The organism is Lacinutrix cladophorae (assembly GCF_053604645.1).
The window spans coordinates 1-24317 of sequence record NZ_JBSHNR010000110.1; the positions used below are offsets into that span (position 1 = coordinate 1).

A 24317-nucleotide genomic window follows, 5' to 3' on the forward strand; every position below is an offset into this window, starting at 1 on the left:
GATACAGATATCGTAACTATTCCAGATCCTGCAGATCCAAACTATTCTGTTTGGGCAGCAGCAGATTGTGATGGCGATGGTGAAACTAATGGAGACGATCCAGCACCATATGATCCATGTGTAGGAGGAGAATTAGCTAATGTTGATTTATCAGACAATAATACAGACTGGTATAATGCAGATTGTGATGGCGACGGAGTACCAAACGGAACGGAAGTAGATCCTGATATGGACGGTACAGCTGGTCCTGATGGAACAGATCCAAACGATCCTTGTGAATACAATGAAGACGATGTTAGTTTACCACAAGGTGGAGATTGGTCATTAGCAGATTGTGATGGTGATGGAGAACCAAACAGTACAGACACAGATCCATTTGATCCATGTGCAGGCGATACAGATATCGTAAACAATCCAATGCCAGGCGATGAGAACTATGATGTATGGGCAGCAGCAGATTGTGATGGTGATGGTGAAACTAATGGAGACGATCCAGAACCATATGATCCATGTGTAGGAGGAGAATTAGCTAATGTTGATTTATCAGACAATAATACAGACTGGTATAATGCAGATTGTGATGGCGATGGTGTACCAAACGGAACGGAAGTAGATCCTGATATGGATGGTACAGCTGGTCCTGATGGAACAGATCCAAACGATCCTTGTGAATACAATGAAGAGGATGTTAGTTTACCACAAGGTGGAGACTGGTCATTAGCAGATTGTGATGGTGATGGAGAACCAAATAGTACAGATACAGATCCATTTGATCCATGTGCAGGCGATACAGATATCGTAACTATTCCAGATCCTGCAGATCCAAACTATGATGTATGGGCAGCAGCAGATTGTGATGGTGATGGACAAATAAATGGATTAGATACTGAACCATATGATCCATGTGTAGGAGGAAATTTAGCAAACGTAGATTTATCTGATAATACTTCAGATTGGTATACAGCTGATTGTGATGGAGACGGAGTAATCAACGGAACAGAAGTAGATCCAGATATGGATGGTACCGCAGGACCTGATGGAACAGACCCAACTGATCCATGTGATTATAACGTATCGGATGTTACAGTAACTCCAAGTGGAGATTGGTTAACAGCAGATTGTGATGGAGATGGAAATCCAAATGGAACAGATTCTAATCCTTTAGATCCATGTGTTGATGCAGATATTACTATGATCGATCTTAATGATACAACATCAGATTGGTACACCGCGGATTGTGATGGAGATGGCGTAATCAATGGTACAGAGGTGGACCCTGACGGTGATGGTATTGTTGGACCTAATGATACAGACCCTAATGATCCATGTGATTATGATGGTTCTATTCAGGATATTAATAATACAAGTACTGCTTGGTTAGGAATAGATTGTGATGGCGATGGTGTTTCAAATGGTACAGAAATTAATGATGGAACAGATCCTTTAGATACATGTAGTTATTTAGAATCTAGTCAAGATATTTCTACTGTTACTTCAGAATGGGAAGATGCAGATTGTGATGGCGATGGGGAACCAAATGGAACTGATACAGATCCATTCGATCCATGCGCAGGAGATATGGACATTACTACAAACCCACAACCAAGTGATCCAAACTATGAGGTATGGGCAGCAGCAGATTGTGATGGTGATGGACAAATAAATGGATTAGATACTGAACCATATGATCCATGTGTAGGAGGAAATTTAGCCAACGTAGATTTATCTGTTAATACTTCAGATTGGTATACAGCTGATTGTGATGGAGACGGAGTAATCAATGGAACAGAAATAGATCCAGATATGGATGGTATAGCAGGACCAAATGGAACTGATATCAATGATCCATGCGATTACAACGCAGAAGATGTAACTGAAACCCAAACAGGAGATTGGTTATTAGAAGATTGTGATAGCGATGGTAATCCTAATGGAACAGATACAGACCCATTAGATCCTTGTGTGGACGCAGATATTACTATGGTCGATTTACTCGATACAACTAGCGATTGGTATACAGCGGATTGTGATGGTGATGGCGTAATCAATGGAAACGAGGTAGACCCTGATGGTGATGGTATCTTAGGGCCAAATGATACCGACTCAACAGATCCATGTGATTATGATGCCTCTATTCAGGATATCAGTACTACTAGCACAGCTTGGTTAGGCGCTGATTGTGATGGTGATGGAGTTTCAAATGGAACGGAAATTAATGATGGAACAGATCCTCTTGATCCATGTAATTATTTACTAAACAGTCAAGATATAACTATTGTTACTCCAGAATGGGAAGCTTTAGATTGTGATGGTGATGGTGTAACTAATGGAATGGAAGTATTAGATGATACAGATTTATTAGACCCTTGTGATTTTAATATTTTAAGTCAAGACATAACAATAGTTACTTCAGAATGGAATGCTCTTGATTGTGACGGTGATGGTGTTACAAACGGAACGGAAGTAGTAGATAATACAGATGTTTTAGACCCTTGTGATTTCATTGTAACGAGCCAGGATACAACACCAACCACAACTTGGATTAATGCTGATTGTGATGGAGATGGTGTAACTAATGGCGATGAAGTTATTGATGGAACTAACCCTCTAGATCCATGTGAATTTATGCTAGAAAATACAACAGTACCACAAACACCAGAATGGGAAACACTTGATTGTGATGGAGATGGTGTTACAAACGGAATGGAAGTTATTGACGGTACAGATCCATTAGATACATGTGATTTAATTGCTGTTAATCAAGATACTACACCTAGTGTAGCTTGGTTAGATGCTGATTGTGATGGAGACGGCGTAACAAATGGTACCGAAGTATTAGATGGAACCGATCCAACAGATCCATGTGACTTTATTGTAAGCAGTCAAACATCTGGAACAACTGGAATGTGGATGGATGCAGATTGTGATGGCGATGGTGTAACAAATGGTACAGAAGTAACAGATGGTACAGATCCATTGGATTCTTGTGATTTCATTAGCGGAAACCAAACAACAGAACCAACAGTTGAGTGGAATGCTATTGATTGTGATGGAGATGGTGTAATAAATGGACAAGAAATATTGGATAATACAGATCCATTAGATCCTTGTGATTTTGATCCAAGTAGTCAAGATATTACAATAATTACAATGAATTGGGATGAATTAGATTGTGATGGAGATGGTGTTATTAATATTCTTGAAGTGGAAGATGGAACTAATCCTAATGATTCTTGTGACTTTATTTTAGATAGTCAAACGGAAACTCCTTCAAGTGAATGGAATAATGACGATTGTGATGGAGATGGTGTTACTAATGGAGATGAAGTATTAGACGGAACTAATCCATTAGATCAATGTAGTTTAGTAATATCTAGTCAAACACTGCAACCTTCTCCAAGATGGAATTCTACAGATTGTGATGGTGATGGTGTAACCAACGGTGATGAAGTATTAGATGGTTCTAATCCTTTTGATAACTGTGATTATATTTTTACTAGTCAGACTCTAATACCTTCTGATGTATGGAATTCTACAGACTGTGATGGAGATGGTGTTACTAATGGCGATGAAGTTATAGATGGAACAGATCCTACAGACGCTTGTGATTTTGATTTCAATAGTCAAGATATTACAACTGTAAGTGAAAACTGGTTATTAGCAGATTGTGACTGTGATGGTGATGGTGATGGATTTGCTAATGGTTCGGAATTAGCTGATAATAATGCTAATGGAATTCCAGATTATGCAGAATGTAATAATGGGGATCCAGACGCAGAAGACGGTATTAACATCTTTGATATAATGACTCCAAATGAAAATGGATTAAATGATGTATTTGTTATTAGTGGAATTGAAAATTTCCCTAATAATACATTAGAAATTTATAACCGTTGGGGAGTTAAAGTTTATGAAACCGAAGGTTATGGTCAAGGAGATAATTTCTTTAGAGGAGTTTCAGATGGTAGAGTAACTATAAGTAAAGGAGATAAACTTCCTGTAGGTACTTATTATTATGTACTTACTTATGTTAACAACCAAGGAAAGACTGTTAAGAAAGCAGGTCCATTATATATCAATAGAAAATAAAAAAAACACCTAGCGAATTTTCGTTCGCTAGGTTAAATACAATTATCAAATGAAAAATTATTGCATTGTTATTTTTACCCTAATAGTATTTGGAGTAGGTTTTAATAAAACGTACGCTCAACAAGATGCACAGTACACGCAGTATATGTATAATACTCTAAGTATTAATCCAGCTTATGCAGGATCAAGAGACGTACTTAGTTTTGTGGGCTTATACAGAACGCAATGGGTTGGTTTAGATGGAGCACCAGAATCTTTTACAGGTTCTGTGCATTCACCAATTGGTAAAAAAATGGGATTAGGTGTTAATATTACTAATGATCAAATTTTTATTACAAATGAAACCTATATAGATATAGATTTTAGTTACACTTTAGATTTTTCAAATAATTCTAAACTAGCTCTTGGTTTAAAAGCTGGAGGGCATTTTTTAACTATTGATACGAATAGGTTAAATACGGGTGCATTTAATACTGGAGATTCGGAAGCCGAAATTAATATAGATAATAAATTCTCACCTCAGTTTGGTATAGGAGCTTACTATTATACAGATAAATTTTATTTAGGGTTAAGTGTACCTAACATGTTAGAAACAAAACATTTTGATGAAAATTCAGCAAATACAAATTCATTTTCAACAGCAAAAGAACGTGTTAATTTTTATTTGATGACAGGTTATGTTTTTGATATTAATGAAGACTTAAAGTTTAAACCTTCCGGTTTGGTTAAGTTAGTTGATGGAGCTCCATTACAAGTAGATTTATCAGCTAATTTTTTAATAATGGATAAATTTACAGTAGGAGCAGCTTACAGATGGAGTGCTGCTTTAAGTGCTATGGTAGGTTTTCAGATATCAGACAGGTTAATGCTTGGTTTTGCTTATGATAGAGAAACAACAGAAATACAGCAATATAATGATGGCTCTTATGAGGTGTTTTTAAGATATGAATTGTTTAAAAGAAAAGACTCCATGGTATCTCCAAGATTCTTCTAATAAATTAACTAGTACTATTATGAAAAACGTATATAATATATTAATTCTTACTTTGTTTTTTTCTTCAAGCATATTGTTTGCCCAAGAAAAAGTGATTAAAAAAGCCAATAAAGATTATGAAGAATTTGCTTATGTTGATGCAAGAAACAATTATCTAAAAGCAAATAGTGATGGTTTTCAATCGCTAGAACTACTTAAAAAATTAGGAGACTCTTATTACTTTAATGCAGATTATATAAATGCTGTTAAATGGTATGCACAAGTTTTTGAATCTACAGATGATTTAGATCCAGAATATATTCATAGATACGCTTTATCTCTTAAAAGTTTAGAACAGTATGTTGCTTCAGATAAAGTAATGGAAGCTTTTTATGAAGCAAAAGGAGAAGATTATAGAGCAAATTTATTTGTTAATGAAAGAAATTATTTAGAAGAAATAGAATTACAATCTGGTCGATTTGAATTAATTAAAGTGGATTTTAACTCTAAACTTTCAGATTTTGCTCCTGCATTTAATATCGGTAATGTTACTTTTGCTTCTAATAGAAATAATAGAGGAGTTACAAAAATGGTCCATGATTGGAATGAACAACCATTTTTAGATTTATATTCTTTAAATAATGAAAACGGTATTACTAAATTAAGTAACGAGATTAATACGATTTATCACGAATCTACAGCGGTATATACCAAAGATGGTTTAACGATGTATTTTACTAGAAATAACTTTACAGATAAAGATTATAAAAACGATAAAGAAGGGGTTAATCGCTTAAAACTTTATAGCGCAAAACGTACAGAAGAATCTAATGAATGGACTGTAAAAGAATTGCCTTTTAATAGTGATGAATACTCTACTGCTCATCCAGCTTTAAGTGTGGATGAAAAAACACTTTATTTTGCTAGTGATATGCCAGGAACGAAAGGACTTTCTGATTTATATCAAGTTCCAATCTTAGAAACAGGTTTTGGTACTATTACCAGTTTAGGAGATGGTATTAATACCGAAGGAAGAGAAACATTTCCTTTTGTTAGTAAAGACAATAAATTATATTTTGCTTCCGATGGACATGTTGGATTAGGTGGATTAGATGTTTTTGTTTCAGAAATCAGTACAGATTCTTTTGGAGATGTTTTTAATCTTGGTAAACCCGTTAATGGACCATTTGATGACTTTACATTCATTATCAATAGTAGAACAGGTTCTGGTTATTTTGCTTCTAATAGAGATGGAGGAAAAGGAGATGATGATATTTATTCTTTTAAAAGTATACAACCGTTAATTACTAAATGCCAACAGGCAATTGAAGGTGTTGTATTAAATAAAGTAACAGATGCTCCTTTAGCATATGCAGAAGTAACGTTGTTAAATGACAAAAATGAAGTTATTGATGAAATGACATCTAGAGCAGACGGTAGTTTTAAATTCACTTTAGATTGTTCTACATCGTATTCTATTAGAGCACAAAAAGAAACTTATAGTCCTGCTGAAAAAGTATTTAATACTCCAAATAAAACAGGTCTTGTAGAACGTACTTTGTTCTTGAAAAAAGAAGAGTATACGCCTCCTTTACCTTTAGGAACAGATATTGCTCCTTTATTAGGAATTAATATTATCTATTTTGATTTAGATAAAGACTTTATTAGACAAGATGCAGAAGTAGAATTACGTAAAATTATTGATTTTATGAATGTATATTCCAATGTAAATATAGACGTAAGATCTCATACAGATAGTCGTAATACTAGTGAGTATAATATTGATTTATCTAACAGGAGAGCGATTTCTACAATAGATTATCTTGTTAATGTTGGAGGAATAAATAGGGCTAGATTAACAGGTCAAGGTTATGGAGAAACACAATTACGAAATAGATGTAAAGATGGTGTTCCATGTAGCGAGTCAGAACATCAATTAAATAGACGTAGTGAGTTTATTATTGTAAAGTAAAAACTTAAAACAAAAAAAAGGCAACTCTATGAGTTGCCTTTTTTTTATAACTAAAATTAATTCTTCTTATCGTTTTGTGTTTTTTGAGCTAGTAAAGCATTTTTACTTATTAATGCTAAATTGAAATTAGGATTTAAAGCAATAGCTTCCTCTAAAATAGTAACAGCAGCATCTAAATTTGTAGCCTTATTTTCATTAAATTTTAGCATTGCTTTTAAATATAAAAAAGCAGCTTTTAAAGAAACTTGGTAAGGTGTTTTTGTTTCATAATATGCATGTTGCATTTCGCTAGTAGCATTTGTTATTCCATAGGTTATATGCTTGTTTGCTTCAGCAAATTTTTGAGTAGATAAATTAAGTTCTGCTAATTCGTATGCTATATTTACATTTGGAGTACGTTTAAACATTTCATTAAAATGTTGTATAGCAAGCTCTGGCTGGCTGATAGATTTTAAAGAAATAGCTTTTACTTCTAAAGCCATATCCGAATCTGAAGGAACAAAATCTACACCAATGGTATTTAAAGCTTGCATGTATTTGTTTTCACTCATGTATATATAAGCTAAAGTGTCATTTCTAGCAGTAGATGGATCTATTATGTTTAAATGCGTTAAACCATTAATAACACCTTGCACATCACCTTGCAATTTCATTTGTTCGTAATATGCTTCGTAGTGTTTTTTTAATTCGGAATTATTCTGTGCACTTAAAGAATAGCTTGCAGATAAAAATGCGATAAAAAGTAATTTTTTCATTGGTTTTGTTTTTTCTGAGGCTAAAACTAAATAAATTATACAGTTATACTCTTAAAACTATGCTAATTATTTAACGTAATAGTTGTTTTAGTTACGACTGCATCATTTAGAACAAATGGTTTAGGTATCATATTTTCTTCTCTTGGAAGAATATTAAGAGCTTGGTTAGTTAATAAATCATAAGTAGCCTCATAGATTGTGAATGTTGTTTTTTGCGAAACAGGAACGCTTAAAATCATATCTAAAGGTTCATTGTCTGCAACGTAATAACTAAACAATCGATTGTTTTCTCTTTCTTGAAAAGCTTTATTCGAAACTTTGTCTTTTTGGGCCGATATACCATTTATTAAAAAAGCATTAAAAACATTTGTAGTATCTGAAAATACCTCAAAACGGGCAGCATTTCGTTGCGATGTTATGCAAATTGCAATTTGTCTTTCGCCGTTAATTATGGTGTCGTTAGAAATTTCAATTTTTGGTTTCGTAATGTTTTTTACAGCAGCATTTTTGGTAAATGTAAAACTGGATTTGTATTTACTACCAATGGTGTTTTTTGAAAGAGTAGTAGCTGGATCTGGATTATCTGTTAAATAATGTTCTGTCCAAGTATCTAGCATATCATCATACGTTGCCCAAACAGCAGTATTTTCATTAGTGTCTAAAACATATAAAAGACTGTTTGGTTTAGGAGTTTCTTTTGTGAATTTAGAATTGAAATGTGCTTGGATAAGAAATATAATTCCGAAGCATAAAAACAAATACGACCAACGTTTTTTATGTTTTAAAAAACCGAATATAGTAACCAGTAATCCAAAAATTAGGACCACAAATATGGAAGAAACAAACAAGATTTTCAAGCCTAAACCAACCGGAAACATTTTTACCAGAGGCGATATAATAAACAATACCGGAATAGCTAAAATAGCTAAAAGGGTGAGACTAGGCTTTTGCTGTCTTATCATTAAAAATAAGCTACATAAGCCAAAGTATACAGGAATAATAAAAAAGCTAGCTCCTTCTAGTTTTAATGCTACAATTACACAAATAAGTAACCAGAAAAATAATGGAGCAATTAATAAATTCACAGGTTTTTTTGAAGCTTTAAATAAATGATAACTATAAAAGCAGATGGCTACAGTTAAGCAGGTAAATGCAGCAATGTAAGTGTGACCATTATAAGTGAAACCATGAAGCATTTCTTGGTAATTAGGATATAAAAATTTTAAGAATTCCCAACCTAAAAAAGTAATTATACCGCCAAACACAAGACTTGTAAAAAAAGGTACAAACCCTTTAACGATATCTTTATGGTTTAATGCTTTTTGTTTAAATCCGTAGAAAACTAAAGCTATAAATACAATAACAGCAATAACTAGCATAGGCCAAATCCATGAAAAAGGATAAATAACCGTCTTAAATAGAGGAACATTAAAATAGATATAATCTTCGTTGCTTTTTACATTATTAAGATTTGCATTACTAAAATGATGGAGTAAAGGCATAAGGTAAGTGCCTTGGTGTTCAAGTGTGTTTCTGTCTAAACGTTCGTAGGTATCTAGTGCGGTGTGATAATCAAAATGGTCATCAATAAAAGCAAAATTGAAACCATCAATATTTTTGTCTGCTCTAAATCGAGTTAAGTCTGTATCATTAGGCAACATTTTATAAATACTATATGCAAGAGAGTTTGCCACAGGGTATTGGGGGTTAGCTTTTACAAACTCTTTCATTAAGTTGGCATTTCCTTGATTGGTTTCAATAAGCATATAACTTGGTCCACCAGAACCACGAGCTTCAAAATTTAAAACAAGTCCTACATCTTTAGCCCAAGGATGTTTATTTACAAAAATATCAGCGCCATTTAAACCAAGTTCTTCACCATCAGAAATTAGAATAATAATATCATTTTTTGGTGTTTTATTTTCTGCTAAAAAAGCACGAATCCCTTCTAAAATTGTCACTACTCCAGATCCTGCATCACTTGCTCCAAGAGAGGAATGCGGATTGCTATCATAATGCGAAAGTAGGAGTAAAGCTTTACTATTATCATTTCCTTTTATTCTAGTTACTATATTTTTAGGTTTCGATAGGTTACCCCATTGACTCATAGAATAGTCTTCTTGAATTTGAGTTTCTAAACCTAGCTTTTCTAATTCGTTTACAATATAATTTCTAATTTTTTGATGGTTTTTATTCCCTAGAAAATGTGGTTCTTTAGATATTTCTTTTAGTGGTATTAAAGCACGTTGGGTAGAAAACGATGTCTCGGGAGCATCTATAGTAGAAATATTGTTTGGTAATAAAGCATCGAAACTAAAATATATAGCCAAACATATAATGAGTAAAGCAAGAAGTTTTTTAAACATATCTAAAAGGTGTCTTATTTTGTATAAAAATAGGAAATAATAATTAGCCGTTTCTGTTTAGGATAAATCATTTATAATCAGTATATTTAAGTTTACTAAACGCTATTATTATGGGAATAAAAAGTTTTCAAGGAGCTAGGAAACAACAACAAGTTGTAGACCAAACGCAATTAAAGGTAAGTGATTATATGACTAGAAGTTTAATTACTTTTAGACCCGAACAGTCTGTAGAAGAAGTTATAGAAACGCTAATTACAAATAAAATTTCTGGTGGGCCAGTTGTTAATGAAAACAACGAATTGGTAGGTATAATTAGTGAAGGAGATTGTTTAAAGCAAGTAAGTGATAGCAGATATTATAACATGCCAATGGCACAAGATAATGTAGAAAAGCGAATGGCTAAAAATGTAGAAACCATTGATGGAAACATGAATGTGTTTGATGCAGCTAATAAATTTTTAGAGTCTAAAAGGCGTCGTTTCCCTATTGTAGAAGAAGGAAAATTGATTGGTCAAATTAGCCAAAAAGATATACTAAAAGCAGCATTACAATTAAAAGGACAGAGTTGGAAGTAATTATTTTAACTCTCTCGTTTCACTAACGCATAATAATCGCCCTCTAAAGGTAAATAACCTTGATCGTACACAAAGTAATATATGGTTCCTGCTTTTGTGGTGTATATACTTGTAAAGTAATTAAAATCGAAACCTTTTTCTATCAGTTTTGCTCTAGATGTTTTTGTTTTTTGTTCTGGATTGAGCACTTCTAAAATTCTATAATTTTTACGAAGTCTATTATTCGTATTGCGAATTAAATTTTTACTATCCTTATTTACATTGTTGTTATATGCATTTCTGCAAGCATCACTACAAAATTTCTTATCTATTCTGCCAACAATTTTATCGCCACATTCTGGGCATTTTTTTTGCATAGTTATTTGTTTTCCAGTTTATACCATCGTAAGTTCATTTGTTCTTGTTCAAAATAAAAATCTTCTATATAGTGTAATCCAATTTTTAAAAGCGCGTTGTGCGAAGCTTGGTTTCCTATTTCTGTAGTAGCATAAATTTCTGAAAGTTTTAAAACTTTAAAGGCATAATCTATAGCCGCTTTTCCAGATTCGGTTGCATAGCCTTTTCCCCAATATTGTTTAATAAGTCTGTAACCAACATCATAATATTTAGTAAAGCCATTCATGTTGTATTCTGTATTTAAACGCAAACCAGACCAGCCAACAAAATCTCCTGAAGCTTTTTCGATAACTGCAAACCTACCAATACCTCTTTCTTTATATTGAGCGAGTACACTTTCTAGTATTTTTTTAGACTCATCTATTGTTTTAACAGGTTTGTTCCCTAAGTATTTGTGTACATCTGGGTCCGAATCTAAAGCAAACATACCATCTAAATCTGTTAGCCTAAGTTCCCTTAAAAGAAGTCTTTTTGTTTCTATATGAAATTGCATTTAGTGTTTTTTGTACTTAAATTTCACTTCTTCGGTTTCTCCTTTTTCTTCAATAACCACATAAATATTTATTTCTTGATCATTTACTTTTTCGAAAGTGAATTGGTCAAAGTATGCGCGATTATTTTCTATTTTAATCAATTTAGCATCTACGGTTACGTCTTTTTCTTCCCAACCTTTAAAATCATTTCCAAAATGTTTGAATTGTAAAACTAGCGTGTTTTCAACTTGTCTTATTCCTCCAAATTCATAAAAAACAACACGATTATCTATAACTAGTTTAAAAGAAAACATCATCGAATCTCCAAGTGGAGGACTCCAAATTTCTTCAGCAATTCCCCCAAAAGCTTCCCCTTTCCAATGTCCTTCCATCCAATAAATTTGACTTAAATTTGCTTTTGGAGATTGCATTCCATCTTCAAATTTTAACGTGTTAACTTGCGCATTACAAGTAGTAAATATTAATATAAGTACTAATAGATATAGCTGTTTCATTGTTTAAAGAAGTTAAAATTCTGTCACGTGCCCCCAATTTTCTCCAGATTTAATTCTGTATAACTGCATTTCAGAAATACCAAATTGTTTTGCTATTAAACGCATTCTAGTTTTACGATTAGGGTCGAATAATTTTCGTTTAATCATTTTTACTTTACCTTCAGAAAGTTTAAAATGTTTATGGTTTTCTTTTCGTTTTATTTTGCTTTTAATAACTAATGGATTTTTTAAATTATGAGTTGTCACTTCTTGCCGAGTTGCCCAGGCCAAATTAGAAACCACATTGTTTTTCTTATTAAAATCCTTATGAATTACAAAAGGTTTGTTTTCTGGGTTTTCAATAAATAATTCAGCCATAATACGATGTACGTATACTAAATTTGTTTTTTTATTCTTTTTAATTGCTGAAAATGCTTCGTAACCATTAATTTCAGAACATTTAAAGTTTAATTTTAATTGTTGGTGTTTTTCACTATAAATCCTTCCAAGTGAAGATATATGGTACTTCTCATTAGTACGCCAAGTATCTTTTGAAATCGTTTGCCAGTGTTCACCAGATAATTTGGTCAACATATTATTTGTTTTTAGGAGTTTTAAATATACGAAATTTTCCGTTTACAAACGACTACAAGCATTTACAAACGATTTTAAATGTGTAACAACCGAATAGCACTTGTATGTTGTTTCATCTTTGCAGTGTTGAATGGAACTAATGAAATTCAATATAATAAAAACCTTATCTTATGAATACGTTAAGAAACAAAGTACAGTTAATTGGAAACTTAGGAAACGATCCAGAAATCATTAATTTAGAATCTGGTAAAATGCTTGCCAAATTTTCAATAGCTACCAATGAAAGCTATAAAAACGCACAAGGCGAAAAAGTAACAGATACGCAATGGCATAATGTTGTGGCTTGGGGAAAAACAGCAGAAATAGTAGAAAAGTTTGTTACTAAAGGAAAAGAAGTGGCAATAGAAGGAAAGCTTACCACTAGATCATGGGAAGACAAAGAAGGAACCAAACGTTACACAACTGAAGTAGTCTGTAATGAGTTATTACTATTAGGGAAGTAATTTTATTAATTTATTTAAAGAAAAGTGACTTTTGTCGCTTTTTTTTATTGTTTAAAGTGAATAATTGTTAATTGATTAAAAAAAACGTAGTATTAAAAACTATTAATTAATCCATAACTTTATGAAAACAATTGCACACCCAAAGTCTTGCTATTTTTGGTTTTTAGCAGTTTTGTTGCTAACGACCAATGTGATGGCTCAAAAACCCACATTAAAGAAAAATTTTGAAATTGATTTGCCCAAACTGGAGCAAGATTATGAATTTAAAGACAATATAAGGGTAGATAAAAACACTGGTTTTCCCATTGCTATTTATGGAATTGCATACGCATTAGAATCTAATAGTCCAGAGAATATGGCGAAGGCCTACTTACTAAACTTTAAGGAAACCTTTGGTCTTAACAAAGAACAAATAGAACAACTAAAACTTCACGCAGTTCGAACTAGTGTTTCTGGAACAACAGTTAGACTTAGGCAATACGCTTATGGATTACCAGTTAATTCTTCTGAAATTACAATAAACATTAACTCTAAAAACGAGGTTACTTATGTAATGAATGCATTTAATTATAATGTGAAACTGAATAGGACTAATCCATCCCTTTCTTTAAGCCAGGCACAAAATATTGCATATAGATATTTAGGAGTTAATGGTGCTTTTCAATATACAAACAATGCACTGTTTATTTATCACGATACCTCTTCTAGGTTAGCGTATAGAATTAATTTTATCTCTAAAGATATAATTGGAGAATGGGATGTTTTTGTAGATGCAAATAGTGGAGAAATTTTTAAAGCACTTGATATTTCATTTTATTGTAATGATGGAAACGGGAATAAAAACTTAGAAAAAGATAATAATGAAACCTGTAAGGAGGAAAGTATAAGCTACCCATTTGCTACAGGTACAGGTAATGTATTTGATCCAGACCCATTATCTTCTGCAATGGTAGCCTATGGTAGTGGCGGAATTACAGATGGTAGCGATGCAAATTCTACTGCATTAACAGCACAAACATTTAATGTATCTCTTTTAGATATTGAATTTTCGGGTGGAAATTATCATTTAAAAGGGCCTTATGCAGAAGTTGTGGATAGCGAGTCACCTTATAATGGGCTATTCTCACAAGCTAGTTCTAGTTATAATTATCAAAGAGCGGATGATGCGTTTGAAGCGGTAAATGTATATTATCATATAGATGCTTCTATGCGTTATATAAACACTGTATTAAATATTAATTTATTGCCATATCAATATACTACAGGAGTGCGTGTAGATCCACATGGTTTAAGTGGCAGTGATAATTCACACTATTCTAGTGGATCTGGAGAGCTTGCTTTTGGTGAAGGTGGTGTCGATGATGCTGAAGATTCTGATGTGGTACATCATGAGTTGGGTCATGGTCTTCATGACTGGGTAACTAACGGAGGTCTTTCGCAAGTTAATGGACTTAGTGAAGGTAGTGGTGATTATTGGGCGCAATCTTATAATAGAAGTTTAGGGAATTGGAGTGCATCAGATGCTGCATATAATTATGTTTTTAATTGGGATGGACATAATGAATATTGGAATGGAAGAACAACAGATTATGGTGCATCTTACCCAGGAGGGTTAACAGGAGGGATTCATGCCGATGGTCAAATATGGTCTACATGTTTAATGAAAATATATGATATAATTGGTCGTGCAAAAACAGACAAAATATTTTTAGAAGGTCTTGGGATGACTAATGGATCTTCTAGCCAAGATGATGCTGCAAACGCTGCATATCAAGCAGCTATTAATATGGGATATACTGCAAGTGAGTTAACTACAATCCATACCGAATTTACAGACTGTGGTTATACTTTACCTGCTTTAGCTGCTCCACCAGTTGCAGACTTTACAGCAGATAATATTAGCATTTGTTTAGATACCAATAATACCGTTAATTTCACAGATACGTCTACAGGAGTACCAACGTCTTTAGCTTGGACTTTTGAAGGTGGAACTCCAGCAACATCGACAGCAGAAAATCCAACAGTGACTTATGCTGCCCCTGGAACATATAATGTGACATTAGTAGCTACAAATTCTTTTGGTTCAGATACGGAAATTAAAACAGGTTATATAACTACCTTATCAGGTTCTGCTTGCCCAATAATTACTTGTGCTACAAAAGCTAGTACGAATGTTCCATTAGACATTCCGATTACAGGAACAATGGGAACTACAACTTCTACGGTAGCTATTTCTGGAGCCGATGTAATAACAGATGTTAATGTTTTAAATTTAATTGGTACACATACGTATTTAGGTGATTTAGAGGTAACTTTAACGAGTCCTAGTAATACGGTAGTTTCTTTATTTAGTAGTATTTGTGGTACAGATGAGGATTTTGATATTCATTTTGATGATGCTGCAAGTAGCGGAACACTACCTTGTCCATTAACAGGAGGTGGAACCTATCAGCCAACAGGAACTTTGGCAGATTTTAATGGTGAAGATCCTAATGGTACTTGGACTCTAACTATTGTTGATATTTATAATGGAGATAGTGGTCAATTAGCTTCATGGTCTTTAGAAGTTTGTTCAGAATCTACGTTGTCTGTAACAGATACATTAGATGTAGATAGTTTTGTTATCTATCCTAACCCAAATACTGGAACCTTTAATATTAAGATGAATACTATTTTAGACGAGGATATTAATCTTTCGGTATATGATGTTAGAGGAAGAGTAGTCTATGATAAAAAATTCATGAATACTTCTAGTTTTAATGAAACAATAACATTAGATCATGTACAATCGGGATTGTATTTAGTAAAAATTAAATCTGGAAATAAATCTATTATTAAGAAATTAATTATTGAATAATTTTAAAAAAGATTTTATAGGTTAAAAATAAAAGCGGCTTTGGTCGCTTTTATTTTTATAAATAACTTATTTGAGCTCTTTTTTAGTAGAAAAAACTTTTGACTGCTTTACTACTACATTTAATACCAAACCAGTAATAATTAAAAAGATACCAAAAATACTTAGAAGCGAGTAGGTTTCCTGTAACCAAATAGCTCCAATTAGCATCGTGAAAATAACTTCAATATATTTTAATGGAGCAACTAGATTAATTTCGCCAGTTTGTAATGCTTTGGTCATGTAAAGTTGTCCAAAATACCCATAGACGCCAAGACTTAATAGTAATAACCATTCTAATCCTTTTGGGCTCGTCCAATGATTAATACATAAAACGCCACCAATAATAGCAGAGATAATCATAAAATAATTTACAATTACAATAGGATGATCTTTGGCACCAATTTTTCTTATAAAAATATATACTAATCCTGTAAACACAGCAGAAATAATGGCGTAAACTAATCCGATATTATTGATTTGATTATCAAAGCCTTTTAAAATAACAACACCAATAAAAGCGACACCAAAACATAACCATTGTAAATGTTTTATTTTTTCTTTAAGTAAAAACAAAGCGAAGAAAGCAGCAAAAATAGGAGAGATGTATCTAATAGAAACAGCTGTTCCCATAGATAGGTGTTTAATAGACATAAAAAACAATGTCATTGCAATACAGCCAACAATTCCTCTAGAGATAAGTAAAAGTTTTTTGTTTCCTAGAAATGAAATTTTATTTTTAATTAAAAAAGGAATTGTGAAAAACAAGGTTCCAATTGACCTAAAAAAAACAATTTGGTACACATTAAAATAACCGAGTTTTTTTACAAATACATTTAGTAGTGCGAAGGCTAATGCACTAATAGACATATAAAATATAGTTTTTTTGTGCATGAACTAAATTGAATTTACGCTAACTAATTAGATTTTTTAAAGATTTTTTAAAACTCAAAATTACTTCTTCTTTTAGTTTTTTTCTACTTTGAAGATTAGAAATTTCAATATATTCAATAGGTAATTGATTATTAATAAATATGGAAGAATTATTTTGTTTAAAATTAGAAAGCATGATTGCAGCATCTACACTACCATCATTGATGTTTTTTAAACATTCTTCTTCTTTTTCCTTAGATGAAAAAGATTGAAACAATAGCAATCGATAGCCATGTTTAAATGAAAATTTTTGTATTTCAGAGATAATACAACTATAACAAGAGTCTGTTATTTCTGGAACTATTATAGCCAAAGTTTTGGTTCTTTGTTTTCTTAAAGATAAAGCTGTAAAGTTAGGTACATAATTGTTTTCTAAAGCAATATTTTTTATTAACTCTTTAGTTTTAGAACTAATATCGCTTTTGCCATTTAAAGCTTTAGATACTGTAGAAACAGAAAATCCAGATAGATTAGATATACTTTTTAGTGTTATTGTAGATTGATACATTAACAGTCGTTATTTTAACTTTTGAATAATAGTTATTGCAGTTTTGGTAAGCTCTTCAATTTTACTATAATCGTAGTTGCCATCTTTATTTTTAGCAATAAGCTTAGATCCTATTCCTACACAAGTAACACCAGCATTAAACCAAGACTCTAAACTTTCTTGTGTTGGCTCAACACCTCCAGTAGGCATGATACTTGTCCATTTACAAGGGCCTTTTATTGCTTTTACATAGCTTGGGTTATATGCATTACCAGGAAATAATTTAACTATTTCGCAACCTAGTTCTTCAGCTTTAGATATTTCAGTTAACGTTGCACAACCAGGAGACCAAAGTACTTTTCTTCTATTACAAACAATTGCAATATCTTCTCGTAAAACAGGTGTTACAATAAAATTTGCACCTAATTGCATATAAAGAGATGCAGCAGCAGCATCTGTAATAGAACCAACTCCCATTATCATTCCAGGTAGCTCTGCTATTACATATTTATTAAGAGCTGCAAAAACTTCAAAAGCAAAATCACCTCTGCTCGTAAATTCTAGAAGCCTTGCACCACCATCATAGCACGCTTTTATTATTTTTTTGCTTACTTCTATATCTTCATTATAAAACAAAGGAACTAAGCCTGTTTTTTGCATTACTGTTGCAACTTCAATTCTTGAGTATTGTGACATTTTGTGTTTTTTTATCTGGAAACCTTTCCTGAGGCATCACCATTTAATAATTTTTCGATTTCATCTAGTGTAATTAAATTACAATCACCAGAAATAGTGTGTTTTAAGCAGCAAGCGGCAACCGCTATATTTAATGCTTTTTGTTTATTGGTAGCATTGTTTACTAATCCATAAATTAAGCCACCCATAAAAGCGTCTCCACTACCAACTCTATCTACTACAGGAGTAACCTCCTTTACATCTGCGTTGTAAATAGTTTTTCCATCGTATAATATACCTCCAATTCGTTGATGCGATGCACTAACAGAATACCTTAATGTAGTTGCTGTAGTATTTAAATTAGGACATAATTTAAATATTTGATCGTATAAAGAAGGTAAGGATTTTTCGTCTTGGTAGTTAGGATTTACTTTATCTTTTCCTAACATAAAAAATGCGGTATCAATATCTCCTAAAATAACATTACTATACTTTAAAAGTTCTGGCATTACTTGGTTTGGTTCTTTTCCGTATTGCCATAATTTTGACCTATAGTTTAAGTCGGAAGAAATAGTAACCCCCAATTTATGTGCAACTTTAATTGCTTCTAAACATTCGTCTGCAGCAGATTGTGAAATTGCAGGAGTAATACCGCTCCAATGAAACCATGTAGCGTCTTTTAAAACCGATTCCCAATCTATGGAACCTTTTTCTATGGTAGCCATAGAGCTGTTTGCTCTATCATAGACTACATTACTACCACGGGTTCCAGCTCCAGTTTCTAAGTAATAGATACCCAGTCTGTCTCCACCGTAAATAACATTTTTAGATTCTACATTAAATTTGCGCATCTCTTTTAATGCACAAGCTCCCATTTCATTTTTTGGTAGTCTAGTAACAAATTCGGCTGGAATACCATAATTTGCTAAAGATACTGCTACATTAAATTCTCCACCACCATAAGAGGCTGCAAACTTTTTTGCTTGAGAAAATCTTAAATGACGCTCTGTTGAGAGTCTTAACATAATTTCTCCAAATGTGACAATCTTACTCATTATTATTTATTTAATTACAAAACTTCATCTTTTAGAATGATAAATAGTTTTATTCTTAAACATTATCTTAAACGTTGTGTTTAAAAAGGGTTGTGTTTAAAAATAAAACTATTTAGTTTCTGTTAAAAATTTAAATTTATCTAAATGCTAATTCTTCATTAATGTTATTGTTAACTCGTTTTATAAAAGAGGTCTTATAAGAAATTATATATGTTACTAAATCTGTAACTTAACTTCAGTTGCTTGACTTTTCTTTTAATGATGTTATACCAATAACTTCTCTTTTAAATTTAGATATTTATTTTTCGTTTTTAAGTTATATACCTAATGCTTGACCACCACCAATTTGAATAGTTTCAGCCGTTATGAAAGAAGCATCTTTACTTGCTAAGAAAGAAACAACTCCAGCTACATCTTCTGGTTGGCCTAATCTACCTAACATAATATTGTTTGCCCAAGAAGCAAATACTTCTGGTTTTGTTGCTTTAATTTGTGCGTGAAAAGGTGTGTCTATAGTACCTGGAGATACTGCATTTGCTCTAATACCATATTCGGCAAGATCTTTAGCTAAGGCTCTAGTGATAGCATGTACTCCAGCTTTAGATGTTCCGTAGATACCAGCTCCTGGTCCTCCAGCTGTCCATCCTGCATTTGAGGTATAGTTAATTATAGAAGGATGTTCTCCTTTTTTAAGAAACGGTATTGCTGCTCTTGATGCAAAAAATACAGAATCTAAGTTTAATGCCATTACAAATCTATAAAAGTCTGTAGTCATTTCTTCAAATCTAGAACGACCTCCTAAACCACCTGCATTATTTACAAGTACGTCAATTCTACCATATTTTTCACCAATTTTAGTGATGTTATCTGTTACTTGATCTTCTTTAGTAACATCAAATCCATAATATTCTGCACTGATTCCTTCATCGGTTAACTCTTTTAATCTTTTAGCTCCCGCTTCATCATCAATACCATTTAATACTACAGTATATCCATCTTGACCTAATCTTTTTGCTACTTCAAATCCTATTCCTCCAGTTGCTCCTGTAACTATGGCTAATTTTCCTTTGTTTTTACTCATTTTTTTTTTTTTCTATGATGTTATGATAAATATTTTAGTTTTTTGTGTTATCTACTAGCCTTACTTTTTTAATAAAAAAGAAAATGGATAGTACTGCAAGTATAACAGATACTGTAATTGCTATAAATGCTGGTGTATAAGATCCTCCTTTGGTAATTGAACCAATAAACCAGTTCATAATAATAGGAGATACTGCAGCTATTGTACCAGCTAATCCTGCTAATGTGCCAACAGAAGGTCCTTTAAACAAGTCACTAGATAAAGTTTGGATATTACCTATAGCAAATTGGAATCCAAAAAGTGCAATTCCTGCTAAGTATATAAATGTCATATAGTTAGAGTCGGTTACAAATAATATAATAGAAACAAATCCTATTATTATTAAAAGACTTCCTAATACTATACTTGCTTTTCTACCAGTATTTACGTTGGTACGTTTTATTAATTCTTCAGTAAATAAGCCGCCTAGTATCCCTCCAGCTGCAGCCATTAGATAAGATATCCACATGGTTTTCCCAATTTCTTCTATACTAAGTCCAAATTTAGAATTTAAATATATTGGCATCCAACCAGCAAAGAACCACCAAATTGGTTCTATAAAAAATCTGCATAATAAAACACCCCAAGGTTGTTTGTAACTTAGTATTTTACCAACGCTTAAGCTTTTAGATCCTTTAACTGCAACGTCATTGTTTTCAATTCTATCATTCAGGATTAAGTTTTTTTCATCTTCTGTAATCCAAGGATGATCTTCTGGTTTAGATTTGTTTAAAATATACCAAGGAATTACCCATAATAAACCTAATGCGCCTAGTATTAAGTAGGTTGATTTCCATCCAAAATGTGCATATAGAAAAACGATAATAACTGGCGCTATTACATTACCAATAGAAGCACCGGAATTAAAAATACCTTGCGCTAAAGCTCTTTGTTTAACAGGAAACCATTCTCCATTACTTTTTACAGCACCAGGCCATAAACCAGCTTCCCCTAGACCAAGTAAACCACGAACTAAAGATAAGGAAACGACACCTCTTGCAAGTGCATGAAATGCAGCAGCAGCAGACCATACAACAATGGATACAATAAATCCTAAACGAGTTCCTATTTGATCGTATAACCTCCCTGATAAAAATTTACTTGCAGCATAGGTAATCATGAAGATATTAAGCATTAAAGCATAATCGGAATTATCCATGCCAAGGTCTTCACCCATTTGCGGCCAAAGTAATGCAAATGCAGTTCTATCAATATAGTTTATAACAGTGGCTATAAAAATTAATCCTATAATCCACCATCTTAATCCTTTTAGTTTCATGTATATTTTTTAATGTGTTAGTTAGTAATTACAGTTTAATCATTATAACAATATTGGTATAATTCACTAAAATGATCTTTCATTTTTTGTTTGGCTAACTGTGGATTTTTACTTTTAATGGCATTGTAAATTTCTTGGTGTTCTGCAATACCTTGTTTTGCTAAGTCTTTATCACAAACATGATATTTCTCGAAATTTGTAATAATTTCAGGAGTAATAATCAACATGAATGTGTTCATAGTACTATTTCCACTTGCTTTTGCTATTGCTAGATGAAAAAGTAAATCTTCTTGAACAGCATCTTCATTATTTATTACTTTATTTGAGTACGCATCTAGTGCTTCTTTCATTTTTTGCAAATCTTCTTCGGTTCTTCTTAATGCTGCTAGTCGTACCGTTTTTAATTCTAATAAAATTCTAGTTTCAACTAAGGATTTAAATTCTGGCGATTCTAACCTTAGTATATCTTCAATCATCCCATTCATTGCTATTACACCAATATTAGCTACAAATGTTCCACTTTGCGGAATAGATTCTAATAATCCATAAAATTCTAATTTTTGAATTGCTTCTCTTACATTACTTCTAGATACTTCAAATTTTTCTGAAAGAGTTCTTTCTGCTGGTAGTTTATCTCCAGGTTCCAGATTCTTTAAATTTATTAAATCACGAATACTAGCAATGATGTGTTTTTGTATATCAAAATTTTCAGTTTTCGTAAGTATCTCTAATTTCATAAATCAATAATTATATAATGTCTGTTTATATGATAAATGTAATAAATTTCATTTAGAAAGAACTTTATAGTTTAGTTAAACTTAAAGGCCTAATTAAGACCTTCTAAGTTTAACTTAATCACAATAAGACTAATCAAAATATTTTTAATGTGTGACTTCTAATTTATAGTATCTAACTTTTGCATAAGCGCCTTCATCTCTACTTTGAAAATAGTTCCCTGCTTTAAAATAATTTTCAAAGATTCCCCATTTTGCCATATGAATATTTTTATATACTTTATAATCTGTTTTATTTAAAATAATAACCATTTTGCCACTGGATATTTCTACTTCGAGTGTGAATTTTTTAAATCCAACTTCTTGTTCAAAAGTGTAACCATCGTCATTCCCCCAAGCATCTTTATGTAGCATTTCTTCTTGAGTAGCATTTAGGTTTTTTAGTTCTTTGGTTTTTACTCTAATTTTACCTTTATCCCAATAAATTTTTAATATTGGAGGTGCATTATTGTCTTTTTGACCAATTAGATCTCTTTGTTCATTTGTTAATCGACCATGAATTTGCATGATGATTACTTTATGATATTTACCTTCACTATCTTTAGTAACCTTATCCATTGCCAATTCGCCTTTCATATAGGCGCCATCGGCAAAGGTCCAGTTGGTATTATTATCGCCAGGAACCATTTGCTCTCTTAGCTCAGACCTAGAATATTTAGTGTTAGCTGTTGTAGCATTACTAGGATAAGCATAGAAAACTAAAGCTCCTTTAGTGGAGTCGTTATACATATATTTTGTTAAACGCTCGTCTGTTGCATAATTTAAAATTTCAGGTGGTTCAATATTCATCGCTCCACCTTTTGCGTTTAGCTCTGGAGTGGTTACACTCCAGTGACTTAAATCTATCTCAGGAAGTTTGTATTTTTTCTTCTTTTTTTTCCTCTTTTTAACTTCTTTCGTTACAGTATTTTTTTGTGCTTGACAATTGGCACTAACAGAAGAAACTAGAAAAATAAACAAACCAATCTTGAGATATCTAAACATTTATTTAATTTATAGATTTATTGTACATCGATAGTTACATTATCTATCCAAGTGTTATCTGTATTTCCATCATGATCAAAAACAATAGCGATGTCACCATTAGCTCCTGTTTCAAAGGCTAATACATAGTCATCATAATTATCTACACCTAATGCATTTGTTCCTGATCCTTGCGCTAACAAAGTTGCACTTGCAAATTCACTAAAATTGGATAATTGACCATCAACAATACTTGCTCTAATACTATCCCCAGAACCAATAGCTCGGATAGAATATCTAAATCTTAAAACATAACTTGTATTAGGAGATACGGTTATTGCTTGGTATGAAACTCTATTGTCTGCGCTTCCAGCTGTGTATTTAGCAGATCGAGTACCACCATCTCCATTACTTGATGTTTGATGTATAGATGCTCCACTAATTCTCCAACAATCTCTACTGTCTTCACAAAGAGGATCTCCGCTACTTTCAAATTCCCAACCTCCAATTACAGGAACAATAGCTTCTGGTTCTTCTGGTTCTGATACGACAACATCTAAAGTAATAGAATCAGATGCGCCATTAGCGTCACTTGTTGTAAATGTTACAGGGTAAGTTCCTTCAGCATCAAATGTGTATGTTGGATCTTGATCTGTAGAAGTATCACCGTTTCCAAAATTCCAAGAATAGAAAGCGGATTGCGTTGAAAGATCTGTGAAACTTATTAGTCTAAAATTATCTACATCTGCTGAATAAGAAAAATCAGCTGTAGGTAAAATAGTATCTTCCTGAGAATTTGAGTCAGGTAAATCGTCTCTAAAGGCATCTTCACAACTAATAGTAAAACTAGCTGCTACTATACTTAAGAGGAATAATGTTGAATTACGGAAAATATTTACTTTATTTTTCATAGTTTAATTTTTTAAGT

General features: G+C 32.4%; 21 protein-coding genes. 6 read left to right on the plus strand and 15 right to left on the minus strand.

The features are described from left to right. The 3 genes from ACVC3Y_RS07445 to ACVC3Y_RS07455 form a co-directional block, all read left to right on the plus strand. Window positions 1–4089: T9SS type B sorting domain-containing protein (locus ACVC3Y_RS07445; RefSeq protein ID WP_452226533.1), on the plus strand; the 4089-nt coding region annotated here is incomplete at its 5' end. A 49-nt stretch (window positions 4090–4138) separates the two neighbouring features. After that, window positions 4139–5083: a PorP/SprF family type IX secretion system membrane protein gene (locus ACVC3Y_RS07450; protein WP_303423189.1), complete on the plus strand. Its 945-nt coding sequence runs from the start codon at window positions 4139–4141 to the stop codon at window positions 5081–5083. Next, a complete protein-coding gene (locus ACVC3Y_RS07455) occupies window positions 5034–7034 on the plus strand; it encodes an OmpA family protein (protein ID WP_452226534.1) in 2001 nt (666 codons plus the stop codon). The genes ACVC3Y_RS07450 and ACVC3Y_RS07455 overlap by 50 nt, the downstream gene beginning before the upstream one ends. 56 nt (window positions 7035–7090) lie before the next feature. Here the strand turns inward: ACVC3Y_RS07455 and ACVC3Y_RS07460 are convergent, their stop codons facing one another. Continuing rightward, complete coding sequence (locus ACVC3Y_RS07460) at window positions 7091–7789, minus strand: hypothetical protein (RefSeq protein WP_303423185.1); 699 nt, start codon at window positions 7787–7789, stop codon at window positions 7091–7093. Between the two features lie 62 nt (window positions 7790–7851). Beyond that, window positions 7852–10155 carry a M28 family peptidase gene (locus tag ACVC3Y_RS07465; protein WP_452226535.1) on the minus strand — a complete coding sequence of 768 codons (2304 nt, stop codon included), beginning with the start codon at window positions 10153–10155 and terminating at the stop codon, window positions 7852–7854. A 110-nt stretch (window positions 10156–10265) separates the two neighbouring features. Here ACVC3Y_RS07465 and ACVC3Y_RS07470 point away from each other — a divergent pair, with 110 nt between their 5' ends. Continuing rightward, window positions 10266–10730, plus strand: a complete 465-nt coding sequence (locus tag ACVC3Y_RS07470; RefSeq protein ID WP_303423181.1) for a CBS domain-containing protein — start codon at window positions 10266–10268, stop codon at window positions 10728–10730. A gap of 5 nt (window positions 10731–10735) precedes the next feature. Here the strand turns inward: ACVC3Y_RS07470 and ACVC3Y_RS07475 are convergent, their stop codons facing one another. From ACVC3Y_RS07475 to ACVC3Y_RS07490, 4 genes are read right to left on the minus strand one after another with little or no spacing between them, the layout of a single operon-like run. Beyond that, a complete protein-coding gene (locus ACVC3Y_RS07475; protein WP_452226536.1) occupies window positions 10736–11086 on the minus strand; it encodes a hypothetical protein in 351 nt (116 codons plus the stop codon). A 2-nt stretch (window positions 11087–11088) separates the two neighbouring features. After that, a complete protein-coding gene (locus ACVC3Y_RS07480) occupies window positions 11089–11619 on the minus strand; it encodes a GNAT family N-acetyltransferase (RefSeq protein WP_452226537.1) in 531 nt (176 codons plus the stop codon). Beyond that, entirely contained in the window at window positions 11620–12114 is a 495-nt protein-coding gene (locus ACVC3Y_RS07485) for a DUF6265 family protein (RefSeq protein WP_452226538.1), read from the minus strand. A gap of 12 nt (window positions 12115–12126) precedes the next feature. Continuing rightward, window positions 12127–12687, minus strand: coding sequence for an HNH endonuclease (locus ACVC3Y_RS07490; RefSeq protein WP_303423173.1), 561 nt, complete (start codon window positions 12685–12687; stop codon window positions 12127–12129). A 170-nt stretch (window positions 12688–12857) separates the two neighbouring features. Between ACVC3Y_RS07490 and ACVC3Y_RS07495 the strand changes: the two genes are divergently transcribed. Beyond that, entirely contained in the window at window positions 12858–13190 is a 333-nt protein-coding gene (locus ACVC3Y_RS07495) for a single-stranded DNA-binding protein (protein ID WP_452226539.1), read from the plus strand. Window positions 13191–13311: 121 nt separating this feature from the next. Beyond that, window positions 13312–16047, plus strand: a complete 2736-nt coding sequence (locus ACVC3Y_RS07500; protein WP_452226540.1) for a T9SS type A sorting domain-containing protein — start codon at window positions 13312–13314, stop codon at window positions 16045–16047. A gap of 66 nt (window positions 16048–16113) precedes the next feature. Here ACVC3Y_RS07500 and ACVC3Y_RS07505 read toward each other — a convergent pair whose 3' ends face one another. The 9 genes from ACVC3Y_RS07505 to ACVC3Y_RS07545 all read right to left on the minus strand — a co-directional run bounded on the left by ACVC3Y_RS07505 (window position 16114) and on the right by ACVC3Y_RS07545 (window position 24300). Next, window positions 16114–16977 (minus strand): DMT family transporter, encoded by an 864-nt coding sequence (locus ACVC3Y_RS07505; RefSeq protein ID WP_452226541.1) that lies wholly within the window; start codon window positions 16975–16977, stop codon window positions 16114–16116. Between the two features lie 19 nt (window positions 16978–16996). Further along, the gene (locus ACVC3Y_RS07510; RefSeq protein WP_303423166.1) at window positions 16997–17524 is read right to left on the minus strand and encodes a LacI family DNA-binding transcriptional regulator; all 528 of its coding nucleotides are present in this window, start codon (window positions 17522–17524) and stop codon (window positions 16997–16999) included. A gap of 9 nt (window positions 17525–17533) precedes the next feature. Further along, a complete protein-coding gene (locus tag ACVC3Y_RS07515; protein ID WP_303423164.1) occupies window positions 17534–18199 on the minus strand; it encodes a bifunctional 4-hydroxy-2-oxoglutarate aldolase/2-dehydro-3-deoxy-phosphogluconate aldolase in 666 nt (221 codons plus the stop codon). 11 nt (window positions 18200–18210) lie between these two features. After that, window positions 18211–19233: a sugar kinase gene (locus tag ACVC3Y_RS07520; protein WP_303423162.1), complete on the minus strand. Its 1023-nt coding sequence runs from the start codon at window positions 19231–19233 to the stop codon at window positions 18211–18213. Between the two features lie 316 nt (window positions 19234–19549). Next, window positions 19550–20314: an SDR family NAD(P)-dependent oxidoreductase gene (locus ACVC3Y_RS07525; protein WP_303423160.1), complete on the minus strand. Its 765-nt coding sequence runs from the start codon at window positions 20312–20314 to the stop codon at window positions 19550–19552. Window positions 20315–20348: 34 nt separating this feature from the next. Continuing rightward, the gene (locus ACVC3Y_RS07530) at window positions 20349–21632 is read right to left on the minus strand and encodes an MFS transporter (protein ID WP_303423158.1); all 1284 of its coding nucleotides are present in this window, start codon (window positions 21630–21632) and stop codon (window positions 20349–20351) included. A gap of 35 nt (window positions 21633–21667) precedes the next feature. Continuing rightward, complete coding sequence (locus tag ACVC3Y_RS07535; RefSeq protein WP_303423156.1) at window positions 21668–22369, minus strand: FadR/GntR family transcriptional regulator; 702 nt, start codon at window positions 22367–22369, stop codon at window positions 21668–21670. Window positions 22370–22513: 144 nt separating this feature from the next. Next, window positions 22514–23410, minus strand: coding sequence for a polysaccharide lyase family 7 protein (locus ACVC3Y_RS07540; protein WP_303423154.1), 897 nt, complete (start codon window positions 23408–23410; stop codon window positions 22514–22516). A 17-nt stretch (window positions 23411–23427) separates the two neighbouring features. Continuing rightward, complete coding sequence (locus tag ACVC3Y_RS07545; RefSeq protein WP_303423152.1) at window positions 23428–24300, minus strand: PKD domain-containing protein; 873 nt, start codon at window positions 24298–24300, stop codon at window positions 23428–23430. Window positions 24301–24317 lie beyond the last annotated feature (17 nt).

Coding starts and splice junctions, on each gene's coding strand:
- ACVC3Y_RS07450 (WP_303423189.1), top strand. CDS start 4,139: ATGAAAAATTATTGCATTGTTATTTTTACCCTAATAGTATTTGGAGTA.
- ACVC3Y_RS07455 (WP_452226534.1), top strand. CDS start 5,034: ATGAATTGTTTAAAAGAAAAGACTCCATGGTATCTCCAAGATTCTTCT.
- ACVC3Y_RS07460 (WP_303423185.1), bottom strand. CDS start 7,789: ATGAAAAAATTACTTTTTATCGCATTTTTATCTGCAAGCTATTCTTTA.
- ACVC3Y_RS07465 (WP_452226535.1), bottom strand. CDS start 10,155: ATGTTTAAAAAACTTCTTGCTTTACTCATTATATGTTTGGCTATATAT.
- ACVC3Y_RS07470 (WP_303423181.1), top strand. CDS start 10,266: ATGGGAATAAAAAGTTTTCAAGGAGCTAGGAAACAACAACAAGTTGTA.
- ACVC3Y_RS07475 (WP_452226536.1), bottom strand. CDS start 11,086: ATGCAAAAAAAATGCCCAGAATGTGGCGATAAAATTGTTGGCAGAATA.
- ACVC3Y_RS07480 (WP_452226537.1), bottom strand. CDS start 11,619: ATGCAATTTCATATAGAAACAAAAAGACTTCTTTTAAGGGAACTTAGG.
- ACVC3Y_RS07485 (WP_452226538.1), bottom strand. CDS start 12,114: ATGAAACAGCTATATCTATTAGTACTTATATTAATATTTACTACTTGT.
- ACVC3Y_RS07490 (WP_303423173.1), bottom strand. CDS start 12,687: ATGTTGACCAAATTATCTGGTGAACACTGGCAAACGATTTCAAAAGAT.
- ACVC3Y_RS07495 (WP_452226539.1), top strand. CDS start 12,858: ATGAATACGTTAAGAAACAAAGTACAGTTAATTGGAAACTTAGGAAAC.
- ACVC3Y_RS07500 (WP_452226540.1), top strand. CDS start 13,312: ATGAAAACAATTGCACACCCAAAGTCTTGCTATTTTTGGTTTTTAGCA.
- ACVC3Y_RS07505 (WP_452226541.1), bottom strand. CDS start 16,977: ATGCACAAAAAAACTATATTTTATATGTCTATTAGTGCATTAGCCTTC.
- ACVC3Y_RS07510 (WP_303423166.1), bottom strand. CDS start 17,524: ATGTATCAATCTACAATAACACTAAAAAGTATATCTAATCTATCTGGA.
- ACVC3Y_RS07515 (WP_303423164.1), bottom strand. CDS start 18,199: ATGTCACAATACTCAAGAATTGAAGTTGCAACAGTAATGCAAAAAACA.
- ACVC3Y_RS07520 (WP_303423162.1), bottom strand. CDS start 19,233: ATGAGTAAGATTGTCACATTTGGAGAAATTATGTTAAGACTCTCAACA.
- ACVC3Y_RS07525 (WP_303423160.1), bottom strand. CDS start 20,314: ATGAGTAAAAACAAAGGAAAATTAGCCATAGTTACAGGAGCAACTGGA.
- ACVC3Y_RS07530 (WP_303423158.1), bottom strand. CDS start 21,632: ATGAAACTAAAAGGATTAAGATGGTGGATTATAGGATTAATTTTTATA.
- ACVC3Y_RS07535 (WP_303423156.1), bottom strand. CDS start 22,369: ATGAAATTAGAGATACTTACGAAAACTGAAAATTTTGATATACAAAAA.
- ACVC3Y_RS07540 (WP_303423154.1), bottom strand. CDS start 23,410: ATGTTTAGATATCTCAAGATTGGTTTGTTTATTTTTCTAGTTTCTTCT.
- ACVC3Y_RS07545 (WP_303423152.1), bottom strand. CDS start 24,300: ATGAAAAATAAAGTAAATATTTTCCGTAATTCAACATTATTCCTCTTA.